We start from the raw sequence: 16,589 nt of genomic DNA on the forward strand, positions 1-16,589 counted from the left end.
GGACCGCGACCGCCTGATTTTCCGTTGCTTTTAGCCATAATCTTTCTCCTTGATTGTTAAATTTGGAAGCCAGCGAGCGAGCCTAAAGCCCTATCAGCTGGTAAAGTTAAGATAGTTAAACGGAGGAGTCCCGTCATTGGGCTTTTTGGCGACGTTGATTTAGTAACTTGAGTTTAAGCCGCCTACTAATACAGAGGAAATAGTAATGGTCCCTAAAGATTTGGAGCCAATTATTCTTAGCGAATTGGTTGGTGTTTGGGCATATGTAGATCCCGAATCAGCAACCTCTACTGTTGTCATAAAAGCGGCTGGTACCGCAGCAAAATCTATGGCTAAAGGAGCAGAGGTTAAGCTCTACCTAGGTGTTGCCGGTAAAAAAGAGCTGTTTGTTGGTGGTGGCCTACAAATCTATGACACCCAAGATAACCCGTTAATCCTCCCGATCTTTGCGAGAACTGAATCTGAAGTTATTGGCTGGCGAAATATTGCAAATGAAAGAAGTTTCCGAGTAATTATCATGGATGAATTCGATGCTCCAGTTCTTCGTGGAACCGGATACTTAAATAAGGTGAATCATACGCTCACCAAAGTATTAGCTACTGCTTCCTGGATATCTAATGCAAAGTTATTAGATCCTTTTATTGAATCAATCTGGCACGCAATTGATCCACGCTATATCCCAACTAACTCAATAGCAGCGCACGTGCATGATGTGGAACTACAACTAGACCTGAAGCAGACATTGATTATTTCAGCTTCTGAAAGCGGGACATTTCAATATGACCTCAGTGACATGCATGAGGGCGCAACTCAGGAAAACCATCTACATCAGCAGCTATATTTACTCTTCGGTAACAACGTATTCCTATCCCCCCAAATTGAACGAGGAAAAAAGATAAGGGAACTTACGGACGTACTTGTCGTATCGTCAAAATCAACTCTATTTTTTGAATCGAAGGCGTTGTGCTTAAACGATTCAAAAGGTGACTCATGTTATGAGCGGCGAGTAGGTAAAGTGATTAGCCATGCTGAGAAAGCAATAGGTCAGCTGGAAGGCGCAGTAAAAAGTTACCGTAAGCCAGAATACAGAGTAATGGACAGCGCAGGCATTGAGTTACCTCGCTCAGATTCACCAAATCAAACCGCTATTGTGGTTATTTCAGAGTTTGTGCCGCATGATAACTGGAAAATAATTTTAGAACTTATTCGCAACACTTACCTGAAATCTGATGTTCGAATCGTTGTTGTCGATCTTGCAGAATTAATGCGGTTGATAAAAATGAGTAGTTATCGAAATATTAATTTAGGTATTTTATTAAATCAACGGTTCATAGCGAGCTTGGAGAGCGAAACTTTAGACATTCGCAGCGAGGATTCATCCCTGCCATTTAATTTATAGCAGTTCCTGACTTCAACTATTAACTGCAACGCCCCAAATTTACTACTTAGGCTATCATAAACCTTAATTTTAGGTTATTGCCTGAAAAAACTGATGCAATTATTGACGGCTACGCGCAATTGATACTATAAATAACTTAAATAATTAAAAAAAACATTCATGAATCACGCTATTTCAACTCGTATCACCGCCTTGGCTCTAATTTCATCGTGCTTTTCTGCATCTGCGCTTAGCTCTGATGTGCTTGTCTCAGCAGATTTTAACGTGGGACAAGGCTTTAATTACCTAATCGACAATAATTGTTATGTCGTCACGCCCAAGCATGTCATGGGCGACGCTCAGTCTGCCAACATCATGTTACCGACCCGGCAGTATCAAACCGCGGAACTTGAACATTTTTTTGCGGTTGATATAGCTTTGCTCAAAGCAACGACTTCCGCAGCACAGTGCAATACCAATAGTTTTCTGCAAATCAGTGATTTGCAGAAACTATTGCAGGTATACCAAGAAGGAGTACTAAAAACGCGCCTCGCCGATGGTAGCGTACTGCAAACGAAGGTAGTAATTAATGCCGTCGATGACAGCGAGTTTCTCGCAATCAAACCAGAGCGTAACGACGAGACATTAAAGCAAGGCTATAGCGGCAGTATTTTATTTGTGGCCGAGCAAGCAGCCGGCGTTCTACTTGAGGTCGATGACGAAGGTGGTATTGTATATCGTGCGGATGCACTAACAACCGCGTTACATGACTACTTCGATCTAAGCGTACCGGACACTTCGGCGTCAGAACCAACAGATACGGCTGCTGCGAATGATGATGAAACTACCACAAACTCGCATCTAACTGGGCGCTTAGCTACCAATCAGATCAAAGATTATCGAATACAAATGCTTGGCAATAGTCCGGTCGAGTTTATCATAAAGCATACAGAATCTGATTCAATGAGGTTCGCTATTCAGATTTTGGATAAGCGCGAAAACGAACTTTTGGATCATAAGTTTTGGAACACAAATGACTACAAATTTGCCTTCACACCACCTAATGATGACGAGTTTATTGTGCGCATCCGTGGTTTACAGGACTTCGGTGAATTTGACATCAAAATGAATGATTATGCCTTTGATGCAGAGTTACGCGGCGCAGGAAATCAAATTACGGTACCAGGTCAGATTGCTCCGAAAATTGCACTCAACGCGGTTTCCGAATATCGACTTAATGGCGAGCAAAACAGTCCAATTGAATTCACTTTACATGAAATCGCAGCCGATGAATTCAGGTATAGTATTCGTATTATCGATAGCGCAGGCACCACACTGCAAAATTACAATTTCTGGTCAGACCGTGACTACAACTACACCTTCACACCACTCTCCTCAGGTGAATATTTGGTTCGTGTAGTCGGCCTGCAACATTACGGACAGACACAAATTAACATCAACCAATGGACTACTAATGCGGAATTGCTGAGCAGACAAAACGTGGTTTCTACAGGTGATTTGGTTTCCGCTAAACTGGCCGAAGATGCTGTTGCGGAATACCGCATGATGATGACTGCCAATGCCCCCATCGACTTTAAACTCGATGCTGTCGCACCGGAAATGAGATTTCGGTTGGAAATTTTCGATGAAACCGGTGATAAAAAGTATTCCGAGGAGTTTTGGACCAGCCGTAATAATCGCTTTGTGTTTACTCCACTGTCATCAGACGTACACTTGATTCGCCTAACTGGATTACAAAATCATGGCACCTTTAACTTCAAGCTATTTGGCTACGATTAAACCTTTATTGGTTGCTACGTTGGCACTGTTCGCATTAAGCTCACAGGCCAACCAAGTTAATGGTTTTACAGAATCATATAGCGATACGGTAAAAGTTTCGGGGCAATTTTTAAAAGGTTTACAGTATGCAGACGCCCAATTCGAAACCACGCCGCATATCTATTTCCCTCGCGCATACTCGGGCACTATTTGTGTGTTTGTCAGCAGTGCTGATGGCCGCTATAAGTCGCAATACCAATACAGTTTCGCCGAACCCGTTGAAGGCTTGATCGCCATTTCATTTCCAACTCAGTATAAGGAAGAGCTAAGTGCTTTTACTTCAAACGAGTTGGGATTGCTTGCCACCGTACAAGACGACTGCAAACAAACGAACGGACGTTATCTGGTGAGTGCCTGGGGCAAACCCAAATCCTTGAACAGTATATCTATATTTATTCGCAGCAATGCGCGCCGCGATATTGCTGTTCCCCGTGCGACACAGGCTTCACCAAATCCAGTCAAATGCCAAGATCTAAACAGTAGTTACCGCGTCTCGTACGACAAAGAGTGCATCATTACCAATGTGAGCGCTGATGCCCTTCAGCAGGTCGTTATCAAACGCCGGAACTTACGTGCCATTCCTGACGAATTGATTGAGTTTTACCGATGAGTGAGCAATGGATACGCCGTTTTTTCCGAAAAGCGTCAAAAGCCTTGTTGGGGATTTTTTTAACCAATGAGGATTTACCCTATACCGCAACAGAGTTTCGTGACCGTATTTCACACAGCCGGTTTCGTATTCTGATTCACGCCTTAGTTGGCATTTTTTGGCTGCTACTCGCTTATATTATTTTTATTTCAGTGCGTTTCCTCGCAACACCCGACACCCTATATAACGTCAACGCAACCTCTGAAATTATTACGATCAATTCATATAAAGATAGTGCTTTTATGCCTTGGAAGCTAGAATCCGCCACCCGCTATTCTGAGTGCGGTACCGATACCTCAGCGGTCAGCGGTACGCTCGAAATCGCGCGTGAAACCACTTTGTATCTAGAACGGGTGGGGACGGGTTCGTTATGGATAACATTGAGTTCTGATACTCTCGCCCCAGCAGGTGAACTTCTCAATACTGCAGGGGAACGCGTTGAATTAAGTGATTGTGAAGCCTTTGAGCTACCGGTTTCTGATATTAATAGCTACACCTTGCCGATTGACGGTGTTATGACATTAGGCGGCGAAGTAAAAGAAGCTTCAACTCGCGAACCTATTTTACATAGTGGCTCCGTAGCAATTTCTGATAAGGGTGCATTGTCGCGCCAATACTATCAAACTGATCCTTACCCGCTTGAACTTGGGGATAAGTTTTATATCAAAGAGCCATCAGTGCAAAGTTCAGGATTTATCTATGTCGATAGTTCCCCAGGTATTAAAGCCACTTATAGTGGGAAAGGTGACATTGGTGTTATTCAACGCTACAAATCCGAAGATGTAGTTTTAAGAAACAGTATTTGGACTAAGCTTGCTAATGATGAAACCTTGATAGTTTTATGGGTGTTTTTAGTCGCCGCATTTTCATTCTTAAAATACATTATGCGCGTAAATATCGAATAGTTCATTCAGATCATGTAATTGCAAGCTTGGAATACTGACCTAAAGTTACAGCCACCCGAAGAAGAAACACCTTTTACCTTTCTGGCTCTTTGACTAAGGTTATCAGTGAACTTTCCCATTTGGCAGCCCCTCGCTTCCGATTACTTTTAATTTGTTAAAACAGTAAGAACCTCATGTCGACAATCATTTTAACTTAATACCTGTTTAATTATTAACCACCCTGACAGTCGTTGCCCCCTCAATTGCCCTTAACCTGAAAATTTCAGTGACATTTTTTTGAAGTGAAAAAACCTTAAAAATAAGGAGAAAAACACCCCAAAAAATCTTTTTCGTTTTTTGCTGCGGCTCACCGGAAATTATTCCCGTTCCGTGGGATACGATAATTAATAAGGCCTGTAGGCCGGTTTAATACCCAACGATACGGAAAAGGTGGTGTCATGGACAGTAATGACCAACAAGTTATCAAAGCAAAAGTCGAGCAAATAGTTATCCATCCATTTGCGCAACCTGCATATGAGTGTGACCTTGATTTGCGTCGCCAATGTATACAGCATTCAGCCGCTTTATCACTGTCGTCACCGTTTCCCTTCGAGTACCCGAAAGTCGTTAACATAGATGGGGGCTTTCAGGTTATATCAGGTTGGTCGCAGCTTTTGTATCCGAGCACTGACATGCCTGAAGTGTTACAGGTGGTATGTATCTCTCATGCCAATGATGATGAAGTATCAGATATCGCTTGGCAGTATCTTATCGCAAGGCTCCTCAATCAAATAGACCACGCAACATTCTGCGCACAACTGAGCCAAGTTCTCGAGCGAAGCTCTCTCTCCCATACCGATATCGAAGCATTAACCGGTGTATCAGCGAGAACGCTTTTTGCGATTGCCCGGAAACTCTCTCAAACAAGCCTCAGCACATCAAAACGACAAATATCGCGGCTAGAACAAAGCACTGATGAAGGAGTCTGGTTATGATTTGGCGGAAAAGAAAATATCAGGACACGCACCAGCGGAAGAATCAGAAGCGTACTCAGTCTTCACCCTACCGGCTGACACGACAAACGCTAAACGATCTGAGTTCATTCTTGTTCGAAAACTCGGATAAATTGCAATATGGCATAGCCTTAGCTTCCTTGGTAACAGGTCGTACGATTTCGTCGCTTGTCGACCTTGATATCCCCTTCGAGCTTCTAGAGTCGGGCGTGGGGAGGCTGTTTATCCGCTGGCATTACGGTCAGGCGTCGTCACCACTATTTGACAGTGCGGATAGACTCATAAAAGACAATGCAGCTTATATAGTGCTTCCGCCCTGCATTGCATCCCCCATTGCCAGAGCCCGCGAACGAGCCATCCCAGCTAGTGAGCTTGAAAGTCAATTTTCACTTCCAGCGTCGCGCAAGCGAGGTCCGTCTGGGCAGCTTATAACACTCAACACGATACAGCACGTTATCGACTATGAGCTCACTAAAGTCGGAATGACACGTTTTGAGAGGGACTTTATCGCCGATAATCAAATGAGCGATAACATGCAAAACTTCTACGCTGCGTTTTCGGCCCGACTCCTTCACCAGCGCCACGCAGATTTCATGGCCTTATTTTTGCCGGAGCATGAAGTTGAAATGTGTAGGCAGCATGCGGCACCCGACAGTTATTTATTTGGCTCTAAAAAAGCATTGTCTTCCTCAGATGTTCTGTCCATCTATTCAGCTCTTGAGTTAGCTCTCGGAGAAGCACTGAGAAATAGAGACCATATCGCTGCCCACAACATTTATACCCTCTATGTTGTTAGCACGTTGCAGCTTGCGACGATGCATCGCCCGACGTCAAATGCATTCAGAACGTTGAGTACGTTTTGTAATAACTTCGAGCAGGTCGAGATTGTCGACAAGTCCGTTAGTTCGACACGCCTAGTCCCTGTGTGCAAATACGCACAGAAGTTACTGACGGAATACATTGAATATTTGAGGTCCTATCAAGCGCGCTTTCAATTTATTAATCGCGCTAAATATCACGCTATTGAGGACATGTTATCAGGACGTTCAAACCTCTTTCGCATTCAAACCGCGTCAACATTTTTACCCAACATCGAGCACTTACCGGAGGCGCTCGATGATGACGTATTTAATAAGATTAACTGGCATCGCCACACGATGGCCAGCTGGCTCATCATAAACGACGTCGTTCGAGATGCACTCTCCGTCTTTATGGGTCATCGACAAGCTCTGGACTTGCCAACTAGCGCCCGCTCGACGTTCTGTTATGACCAGCTTCGTTCGATAAGCGAGCATATAAACAAGGTACTGCACACACTAGGTTTACCGCACCTGTCACCAGGAAAACGTTAAGGAGAACAAAATGGAGTTAATTCGACAACTCATGGTCAAGTACGACACACCAAATAAACGCGAAATTTACAAAGCCAGTGTCGACTCTGCTGACAGGTTACTGCCATTGTTAAGCTCGTCGTCAATTGCTGAGCTTGATGATGCTGAAAAGGAGGTTCTATTTTCTGATGTATACAAAACGGCCCGTGACGCTGGGTTGAACAATAGATTCAGACGCTCGCTTATCGATGTTGTTTACCGAAGACTTTATGGTAAGCGTTATTACAGTAAACCGCGAATGGCTGGCTTTGTTAACGCTAAAACCTTCAGGGCAAAGTCGTTGCTGCATGATGCCGACAAATGTGTATCCGATTTTGTCGCTCAGCAAGGGACTCTTAATGCCAAACAACGACTGTTTCTCATCCTGTTTCACGCAGCATTTGAAAGCGGATTATGTTTTGAAGAGGCTTTAGACGACCTTTATAAGACGCTGACTGAATCCAGGCAGGTACTGCAGCCAGTGGGAAGTTCTTGGATAATTCAATTGTCATATTCACGTCAAGGACATGAAACTAACGCGAAAGTTGGTAATAAAAAAGTGACTCATCGAATTTTCCGCGCAGGTCCGCTTACTCTGCTCGCCATAGAGGGATTCATGAAAAGCCGATCAATTGTCTGTATAACCCAAACAGCAACCGAGTTATTAAAGTCCGAGTTAGCCAAGATCATGTCGGCGCCGACCATTGGTCAACTCAACGACAGGAGATTTTTTCGGGCTATCGCATTACTTGTCAGTGAGCAGCCTGGCTCAGAACTTCGCAGTTTCTTAATGCATTACGCCTGTGGTGATTTGAGTAGTGCATCCACATCGATTGAGTGTCTTAACCACATTAATACACAGTCGTTTCATGCGGTCACGTCTCCAATCACCGAGTTGCCTGACAAACGTTTAGCGGTCGATTCCACCGCCGTGTATCAGAATAAAAAAGATCTCCCGGCATATCACTCAGAATTCAGCAAAGCATTACGAGAGCTTTTCAAAACAAAAGATAATTCCCGTCTCTCAAAAGAGCAGCGCATAGCTAATATCGTTCAAACAATTGATGCCTTCATTGCACAGCGCGAGGAGTCGATGAGTGATGCTGAGTTTGCTCTTATCGATTGGCTGAAATATTGCTACGAATTTGATAAGTCAACGACGTTCGCGACGGGTGACCGAGATGTAAGATCTGTAGCTACCCTTTGGCTTGAGGTTTGTAGCACAACGAGTGTTTATGTACTCGACGAGTCTGAAATGACCGCGCTATATAATGAGCTTATGCGCAAGAAAAAGTTATCTGATTCCAAGTACGTGGATAAAATAACAGACCTTGTCTACTTTTTGCATGAGCAACGCGAGGTGCCTCTTCCTCAACAACTCGAGCCACGCGATAAACGGTCCGCTCATGTTCGTTCAAACATACCCGCCAAAGAACACATACCTCATCTTCTGCAAGACATCAATGACATATATGCCAGTGAGTCTCAGCATTTTCGGGAGTCAGTGACTGTGTTGCTTATCCTTATCACTCGTACCAATATTCGCCCGCACGAGGCGATGCATCTTGCAGTAGAAGATATCTCAACCTTTGACACTGGCCACATTTTTATACGTAACAAGCGATATTTCTCAGAAAAGACCTACTCCGCTAGGCGTCTCATAGAGCTCGATACATTTTTGCTACCAGAGGAGTCAAGGTTCGTACGCCAGTTCATCAACCGGCGCATGGAGCGGGCCGGACGTTCACTGTCAAAGAACGGTAGTGTCCGGTATGAAAGGCCGCACGCCTTACTATTTTCCCAAATTCCTCAAAAAGATATTCCGCTTAACATGCGAGACATTAGTAAACATGTGACTCGCCTGCTGTCGTCTTATACGGGCGTGCACACACCGATGTACCAGCTGCGTCACTTTGCCATTTCCATAGCGGTGCTTGTGTGTTTTGCATCAGACGAAACTGCTGGTGAATTAACGCCATATTCACCCGAGCAAATCACAGTTATCAGAGATTACTTTCAGCTCAACGATTCGCTTAATGTGCTCTACAAGCTGTCGGCTTGGGCGGGTCACCTCGAACCTAACATGACCCTATCAACCTATACGCATTTCACCGACTTGCTGCTGTTCCAGTCGGTTATGCGCGCAAACATACCGACTCCGCTGGGTTACGTAAAAGCGCTCTCCTGTGTTCAATCTGCGCGTATCGACAAGATTTGTGCGCAACACTCACTCGGCCGAACTCCGGATAGAGCACAGTTGATGGTTTTAACCGATGGAATACTCAAAAAAGAGCGCGGGGCCTGGATAGCCAAGCCCGGCAACGGTGTAAAAAAAGGAGATATCGACATGGATAGTTTACTCAATTTAAAGACCGAGTTTGACGCCTCTCACGTCTGCCTTGTGCTTGAAGCCTACGACAAAGGGCGATCTATTGAAGAAATTCGAGACATTTACAATATCGAACCTAAGATAATCGAATCAGTTATTGATGCGGCGCGAGATACTCAGGAGCGCTATCGGACTAAGCGCAGGCAATCGAGACTCTATACAGCTGAAACCCGCAACCTTGGTGTTCCAGTGCCAAACGCCAACACAGATACGATGGCAGCAAATACGATTATCCAGCACATGGCGTCTGCACCGATGGAGCACCTCAGCCAAGCCATAAGACGAGCGTGCCATACGCTATTATGCGCATCGACGTACAACCACCGCTACGTATCATTTAATACAAAGGATATAAATGAGGTGCTTGAACTCATCACGACCCTGAGACAGTTTATCCCTGCATCTCGCTTTTACGTTGAAATTCATGCTGACAAGTCAATCCGGGAAGAGTGCATCAGGGATTATTGGAGTGAGCTTCTTGCCGGAGTTGGTGCTTCAGAAATCAAGTTCAAAGACGGTGGTAGGCGCCAAAACTCAAAAGGGAGCGTTCAACTTTACTTTCTAAGTCACGACATCAATGAAAATAGTGCGGACCATGTTAAAAAGAACGGTCAGCATTATGCGTCAAGTGCACTGCGGTATGCACTTCACACACTAGCGATCCATTCTGGGGCAATGAGACGATACTACGATCCCAATTTTGAGTATGACCCCGACAATGTTTATAAGTTAACTAAATGAAGTTTTAGTGGGTAGATGTCCGATCCGTGCCAACAGCGGACGTTAACACTTTCATCATCTGCGCCCATGAAGCCGAGGCAAAAGCACAGTGTAATGGACGTTGCCGTGCCTGCACTTGCTAAGGTTTAGTACCGTCTAAATGATTAAGAATAGGAATCACGCCCTGAGCAACCACAATACTCGCCAGAGCGAAAGGTAAATTGTAGTACCATGGCATAGAGTTGAATATGCCGTTAATAAAGCCAAACAAGCCAAATAAAAGCAGAAATAGAAGCGGAATGGCAGATATAATACGCATTAGGCCACGCTCCTGACCAAGGATGCTTTCCCAGCGGCCATGCCATATTTCCCAAAACAGGTAGCCAGAAAATGCCGTAATGAAGCCTAGCGTATAACCAACAACTGCCTTCACTTCAGTGGTGTAACCACTTTCATTTAAAAACTGCATTATTTGAAATGATGCAAGCCAAATAATTGTTCCCCAACCTCCAAGCTGTACTTGCCAGTCTTTCATAATTTATACAATCCTTGTAAGACTTACATTAAAGTAATGTGGTTGAAATTATTAGCTTACACTAAGTGTAAGACTTTTCGTATTTTTTCATAGCTATAATACCTTCTATTTATCGCTACTTCTTAACTCGAACTCCCAGATGTACTGAATAGTTTTTTGGAAGTCTGGGAAGTTCATTCCGAGGACCTCTAATGGAGTCATGACAACGCCACGTTAATTAGTGAGCAATGCCCACCACCTAACTTAGATCATTGTACCGTAAACACTAAACCCGATTAAAATCAAAAATGCCACGCGTTGCTAATCTACCTAAAACGCTTTGTTAGCTAAACTAGAGCGTAAAAATTGGTGCCTGTGACATTTTTGAGCGAATAACCTCGGCATCAACTTTATACTTCTTAGTTATCGACTTAACTAACTTAAAGAACCATTCAGGTGCATCGTAGGCTACTCTAATTTCTTGAATTAGTAGTGTTAGGTCAATATCTACAACTGTACCGCGATCATTTTCTGGTCGTTCGCTTAATAAATCAGCGTTAGCGTTATATGCAAGAAGACGTATTTCATTCTCAAAAGAATAAAATTCCGACTTGTGCATCAACGGAGCTAATCTATGATATTCCTGAAAGTTGTCTTCTTCATGCGATATGTAATGTACTGGAGAAAGAACCAATTCACGTTCATGCTTTTTAGCTATAGCTTTAGATAACCGATCTACATTGGTAATAATGCAAACAGAGTTAGTTGAACCACCATATATTTTCCACATTGCCATGCTTTCTGCTTTGTTGGCATGCCAACAACTTACATCGACCCAGTGACGATGTTGTTTAAATACAGTTTCATACTCTACTTCACTGTGATGGAAGCTACCAAACACTGTGTTATATGTTCGGTTATCATAGTCACTTTTTAACTTGGTTTTATGTGCATTTCTTTCAGCAAGTTCTTCTGCTGTTGGTTTAGTTGCTGAAGGACTACTGCATATTGCTTGCTCCAATAAGTTCGCCTTACCGTTACTTACCATGATATATGTCGGCGTCAAACCACCTTCAAGTTTATCTTCAAAGCAAGAAACACGGGATAAAAACAATTTGCTCGTATCCAACATGTCCACAAACTTTGCGAAATCTACATATCGCTGCAATTCGGTACTCGTATCAATATCACCAACAATTTCCACGGAACCTCCTTTGCTTAGCTAGCGCTGCCACGTAACTTCGGTGTTCCCTTTGTGCTGCATTATCCTTAGGGTTTTAGGCTCATCCTCTCCGCACTCCTCACACCACAGCTGAATTTCAATTACGTCACGCCTCCCAGCAATTTTACTTGATTCGAGCCTAGATACTTCGACACCTTTACTGGAGCAAAACGTGGCTGTACCATCACCATCCTCGGAATCACGCATGACGACGTTGACAGACGTTTGGTGTGTATAGTTACCGCCACAATCTGGGCACAGCAACTCGTCATCCCCATTAATTTTGACCATATTAAACCTCCTTAACTTAGATTGGACTGCTAACGCCGCCATAAACCGCGCGAGTTTTCGAGCGTCGGGTGACCGAAGGGAGCGAATTTAATGGCCTTGTGTACGCCCAGCATGGGCATGAACTAATGAGGTGAAAGTCCTCTGTAGGAAGATCACCGTTTACCCTGTTTAATCAGTACAGTAAACGATAACTACTAGCGAATGGCAAGGGCAAATCCGCGAGGGCTTGTCTGAAGGAAGCCGGACGCAAATCTGCGAGCTGATGAACAAGAACATCATATGAGGCGTAGGCTGAAGGTGAGTTGGCACAAGACGACGAAACCATGTGATCTAACGGCCACCGTAAATGATGCAGCAGTGCAGAGATAGTTCATGCTCTTATCTGGGGAGATCTGCTTAACAAGCGATCGGTAATTAACCAGTGAGGCTCTGGTATACAAGTGCCTTGGCTTTCCAGTGCCATCGATTGGAAAGAGCGAACTAGATGAAAACCGATAGCGTCAACAGGGGTAACTCTGTGGATGATTAAGCAGAAGTCAGCAGACGGCATAGTAGCCAAACACCCATCGTAATGGTTGGGACACGGTGAAGGCCCGAACATTTAGAACAAAGGAGGAGCCTTATTGAACTTGAACACACGAATACCGACCGGTAGCGACGTGACTCAGCGTATTGATGAGCAGCCAGCCTTTAGTGCAGATCTACTTGAGCTTATTCTCCGTTCAGCCAATATGTTAGCTGCATGGAAACGAGTTCGAGCCAATAAAGGGGCTGCTGGCATTGATGGAATGACCACTGATGACTTCCCCGCTTGGGCAAAGGATGGAAACTGGAAACGTATTATGACTGAGCTTCGCTCAGGCCAATATCAACCTTCACCGGTTAGACGTGTGGAAATTGATAAACCTGATGGCGGTAAACGCCTCTTGGGTATTCCGACTATCGTTGATCGCGTGATCCAACAAGCCATTGCTCAAGTTCTTACGCCTATTTTTGACCCAACCTTCTCAGACAATAGCTTTGGGTTCAGGCCAAATCGAAATGGGCAGCAAGCAGTGAAACAGGTACAAGGCATCATCAAAACGGGACGCCGTTTTACTGTCGATGTCGATCTGTCGAAGTTCTTTGACCGCGTTGATCACGATTTACTCATGACGCACCTTGGCTATAAAGTAAAGGATAAGCGATTGCTTAAATTGATTAAACGCTACTTGCGAGCTGGGGTTATCGATAACCAGTTTTATAGTAAAAGTCGAGAAGGTGTACCTCAAGGCGGGCCATTATCGCCGTTATTGGCAAACATCATGCTCGACCCTTTGGACAAAGAGCTTGAGAAACGCGGCCACCACTTTGCCCGCTACGCGGACGACTTTACCATACTGGTGAAGACACCCCGTGCGGGAGAAAGAGTGCTCAATAGTATCAGCAGATTCCTGAGTCATCGCTTGAAATTGGTCGTTAACACGACCAAAAGCCACGTCGTTAAAACCAGTGAAAGCAAATTCCTTGGATTCACCTTCAAGGCAGGCCGCATTCAATGGCACCAAAAGACCTTGTTGAAGTTTAAACAACAAGTTCGACGGTTAACGAACCGCAACTGGGGTGTATCAATGCATTATCAACTCTTTAAAATCAGCCAATATTTACGTGGCTGGATAAACTACTTTGGTATCGCCAATTGCTATCAACTCTGCGTTGATTTAGATCATTGGATCAGGCGCAGAGTACGAATGGCCTATTGGAGACAGTGGCGAAGGCCGCGCACCAAAGTCAGAAATTTAATGAGATTAGGAGTGCATGTTCAGGCAGCAGTGGCGTGTGGCATTACCAGCAAAGGACCATGGCGTAGTGCTAAAACTCCGGGGATCAATCAGGCATTATCGCTTGATTATTTAAAATCTGAAGGGCTTTACGCATTGCGTGATGGATGGATTGCGCTTCGCTATCCTAAATGAAACGCCCTGTGCGGAGCCGCATGCAGGGTGTTGTGGGGGCTGGAGGTTAGAGACCTCCGGCTACCCGATTATGTTTATTAATCATCTTTCGCCATTGCTCTCTTATAACCATACCACCCCTCAATATCGCCTTCGATTTCGAAGCGAGAGCTTATGGCGTTAAGAAAAGCTGAATGAGCCTTCTCTGAAGCAAGCATTAAGGTGTCGTCAGTGTGATCACCTTTAACGAAATATTTTCCATTATTCATCGTGCACTGATACATACCAAATTCATCGACGTCTGAGACAGCCCTATACAAGGCATAAACCTCTTCATGGTCATCTGGATCGGCTTGATCAAGCCATGAATCAAAATCAGTAATTGTTGCCATTCTTATATCTCTCCTTTATGAAACATAACAGTAACCGAGCATGCTCAGTTACACTCTACCGAGCGCACAATATCCAACCTTTTTTGTTATCTAATTGACAATAAGCAACTTAAATGCACAACACAATGGCAAAACGCACAATATTGCAGGGATAAGTTTGCCGTGTCTCATTGGGTTGTTCACACTTATTAATAACAGGACGGTTAACCACTAGTTGAGGTAGACAGAGAATATCAAAAAGGCCAAAGGTCCGCTGCTCGCTCTTAGCGGACTGATTGCTGAGAGCTGTAAACTCAATCGGTAACTATAATTCTATCGTTACCAAATGGGCTAACACTAAGGCATCGCGTTATCTGATGCTCGTATATCATATTATTCAAGCCTGGCCGCCAGTAGGCGCTCCCGCTCAAGCTAGTTGTTTTATTCAAGAGTTGCTTTATTGTTGCAGAGGAGTAGTTTAGTTGGCTAATAACTAACAAGTCTTCAAGGAGGAGAAATGAAATATTGTCATGTGCTGTTTGCATCGTTACTGCTCTCTAACGTTGCCTTCGCAAGTGATTTGACCGCTAAAGTAAACCAGTATTTCGAAGCGCAAGAAGCAGTGGAGCATAAAAACTCAACAAAAAACGATGTTAGTAACTTACTGGCACTGCTCACCGAAGATGCAACATTTGAGCACCCAAAATTTAATGCCGTTCAATCAAAAAGCGAATACAGAAAAGGCCTGCTTTCATATTTAGGAAAGTATGGCGAGTGTGATATCCAGGTTAAAAATGTCATTGAAGGACTTAATGCTGTCACCGTCGAATATTTGCATCCTTGCGTTGATAAAAATGGGAGCTCAGATCCTGAAGGGAACAAACAAAAGCTGGTTACTTTATTCGAGTTTAAAAACAACAAAATAAAATTGATTAGGCACTACTTTTAACCTGTGAATTAAATAAGTGATTAAATCGCACATCAACTGTGTACAAAATGAAGGATATATAAGATGGGATGGAAGGGAGCTGTTAGGTCTATCGGTGCAGCGGTTCGTGCAGCAGAGCGAGATGCAAAACGCAGACAAAAAGAATTGGAAACAAAACATAAGCAATATGCAAAAATGCAGGAATTAGAGCAAGCGGCATATGAAGTTGATGTTTATGAAAACCATATCGAAGTAATTCAATCGACTCACAAAGAATGCAGCCCGGTTGTAGACTGGACCCGTATCGCAAGCTCTAAACAGCCTACAGAACCCCAAAAAACGAGTCTTAGAGAGGAAAAAGCACGGCTTAAATTAGAACAATATAAGCCTGGAATATTGGCTCGGCTTTTCAATAATAAGGAAAATAAGAAGGCGAAAATCGAACGAGAAGTAGACATGGCGATAACAGCAGATAGTGAGGATTATGGAGCCAGACTCTCACGCTGGAAACAAGATGTGACGGAATGGAAAGAGAGTGTGGGTATCGCCGAAGCCCTATTAAAAGGGGAGCCAGAAGCTAAGCTTGAAGCAATAGAAAATCTACAACCTTTTACGGAAATTTCTAATCTTGGCTCAAGTTTATCGGTAGTTGTACATCAAGATGGTCTATTGGAGGCGACAGTTAATGTTCATGGTAAAGAAATTGTACCAAGCGAATCAAAGAGCCTTTTAAAGAGCGGCAAGCTATCGGTCAAAAAGATGCCGAAAGGCAAGTTTAATGAAATATATCAAGACTATGTGTGTAGTTGCGTTTTAAGAGTAGCTAACGAGCTTTTTTCATGTATTCCCGACAATTTGGTTATTGTTACTGCTGTGGATGAGTTGCTTAATTCTAAAACAGGACATTTAGAAGAAGCTCCGATATTATCCGCCGCTATATCTCGCAGTACGATGAATAGGCTCAATCTTGAAACAATAGATCCTTCAGACTCTATGACTAACTTCATTCATAATATGTCCTTCAAAAAGACAAAAGGGTTTGAGAGTGTAGAGCGCCTAGAGCCAGAAAAGCTCGATAGTGCATAAT

13 protein-coding genes are annotated in these 16,589 nt (G+C 43.8%); 10 read left to right on the forward strand and 3 right to left on the reverse strand.

Translation table 11 applies throughout. From position 1 onward, the window contains the following. Positions 1-205: 205 nt before the first annotated feature. The 7 genes from L8G48_RS11415 to L8G48_RS11445 all read left to right on the forward strand — a co-directional run bounded on the left by L8G48_RS11415 (position 206) and on the right by L8G48_RS11445 (position 10,263). The gene (locus tag L8G48_RS11415; RefSeq protein ID WP_248264740.1) at positions 206-1,399 is read left to right on the forward strand and encodes a hypothetical protein; all 1,194 of its coding nucleotides are present in this window, start codon (positions 206-208) and stop codon (positions 1,397-1,399) included. Between the two features lie 159 nt (positions 1,400-1,558). Beyond that, the gene (locus L8G48_RS11420) at positions 1,559-3,178 is read left to right on the forward strand and encodes a hypothetical protein (RefSeq protein WP_248264741.1); all 1,620 of its coding nucleotides are present in this window, start codon (positions 1,559-1,561) and stop codon (positions 3,176-3,178) included. Further along, on the forward strand, positions 3,141-3,827 hold the full coding sequence (locus L8G48_RS11425) for a hypothetical protein (protein WP_248264742.1): 687 nt from the start codon (positions 3,141-3,143) through the stop codon (positions 3,825-3,827). Before L8G48_RS11420 ends, L8G48_RS11425 begins: the two co-directional genes overlap by 38 nt. After that, a complete protein-coding gene (locus L8G48_RS11430) occupies positions 3,824-4,771 on the forward strand; it encodes a hypothetical protein (protein WP_248264743.1) in 948 nt (315 codons plus the stop codon). Before L8G48_RS11425 ends, L8G48_RS11430 begins: the two co-directional genes overlap by 4 nt. A gap of 437 nt (positions 4,772-5,208) precedes the next feature. Continuing rightward, positions 5,209-5,745 (forward strand): hypothetical protein, encoded by a 537-nt coding sequence (locus L8G48_RS11435; RefSeq protein ID WP_248264744.1) that lies wholly within the window; start codon positions 5,209-5,211, stop codon positions 5,743-5,745. Then, positions 5,742-7,115, forward strand: coding sequence for a site-specific integrase (locus L8G48_RS11440; RefSeq protein WP_248264745.1), 1,374 nt, complete (start codon positions 5,742-5,744; stop codon positions 7,113-7,115). The genes L8G48_RS11435 and L8G48_RS11440 overlap by 4 nt, the downstream gene beginning before the upstream one ends. Positions 7,116-7,125: 10 nt before the next feature. After that, positions 7,126-10,263 (forward strand): hypothetical protein, encoded by a 3,138-nt coding sequence (locus L8G48_RS11445; RefSeq protein ID WP_248264746.1) that lies wholly within the window; start codon positions 7,126-7,128, stop codon positions 10,261-10,263. Positions 10,264-10,381: 118 nt separating this feature from the next. Here the strand turns inward: L8G48_RS11445 and L8G48_RS11450 are convergent, their stop codons facing one another. Together L8G48_RS11450 and L8G48_RS13540 are read right to left on the reverse strand one after the other, a co-directional pair. After that, complete coding sequence (locus L8G48_RS11450) at positions 10,382-10,777, reverse strand: hypothetical protein (protein ID WP_248264747.1); 396 nt, start codon at positions 10,775-10,777, stop codon at positions 10,382-10,384. A 331-nt stretch (positions 10,778-11,108) separates the two neighbouring features. Further along, positions 11,109-11,960: a DUF2971 domain-containing protein gene (locus L8G48_RS13540; RefSeq protein WP_248264748.1), complete on the reverse strand. Its 852-nt coding sequence runs from the start codon at positions 11,958-11,960 to the stop codon at positions 11,109-11,111. Positions 11,961-12,928: 968 nt separating this feature from the next. On the opposite strand from L8G48_RS13540, the gene ltrA reads away from it, so the two are divergent. Continuing rightward, a complete protein-coding gene (gene ltrA, locus L8G48_RS11460) occupies positions 12,929-14,224 on the forward strand; it encodes a group II intron reverse transcriptase/maturase (RefSeq protein WP_248264749.1) in 1,296 nt (431 codons plus the stop codon). A gap of 77 nt (positions 14,225-14,301) precedes the next feature. Here ltrA and L8G48_RS11465 read toward each other — a convergent pair whose 3' ends face one another. Further along, positions 14,302-14,595 (reverse strand): hypothetical protein, encoded by a 294-nt coding sequence (locus tag L8G48_RS11465; RefSeq protein ID WP_248264750.1) that lies wholly within the window; start codon positions 14,593-14,595, stop codon positions 14,302-14,304. Positions 14,596-15,091: 496 nt separating this feature from the next. Here L8G48_RS11465 and L8G48_RS11470 point away from each other — a divergent pair, with 496 nt between their 5' ends. Together L8G48_RS11470 and L8G48_RS11475 are read left to right on the forward strand one after the other, a co-directional pair. Further along, on the forward strand, positions 15,092-15,523 hold the full coding sequence (locus L8G48_RS11470) for a nuclear transport factor 2 family protein (protein WP_248264751.1): 432 nt from the start codon (positions 15,092-15,094) through the stop codon (positions 15,521-15,523). Between the two features lie 63 nt (positions 15,524-15,586). Next, positions 15,587-16,588: an AAA family ATPase gene (locus L8G48_RS11475; RefSeq protein WP_248264752.1), complete on the forward strand. Its 1,002-nt coding sequence runs from the start codon at positions 15,587-15,589 to the stop codon at positions 16,586-16,588. Position 16,589: the final 1 nt, after the last annotated feature.

The sequence above is a fragment of the Idiomarina aminovorans genome (assembly GCF_023155095.1).
Lineage (GTDB): Bacteria > Pseudomonadota > Gammaproteobacteria > Enterobacterales > Alteromonadaceae > Idiomarina > Idiomarina aminovorans.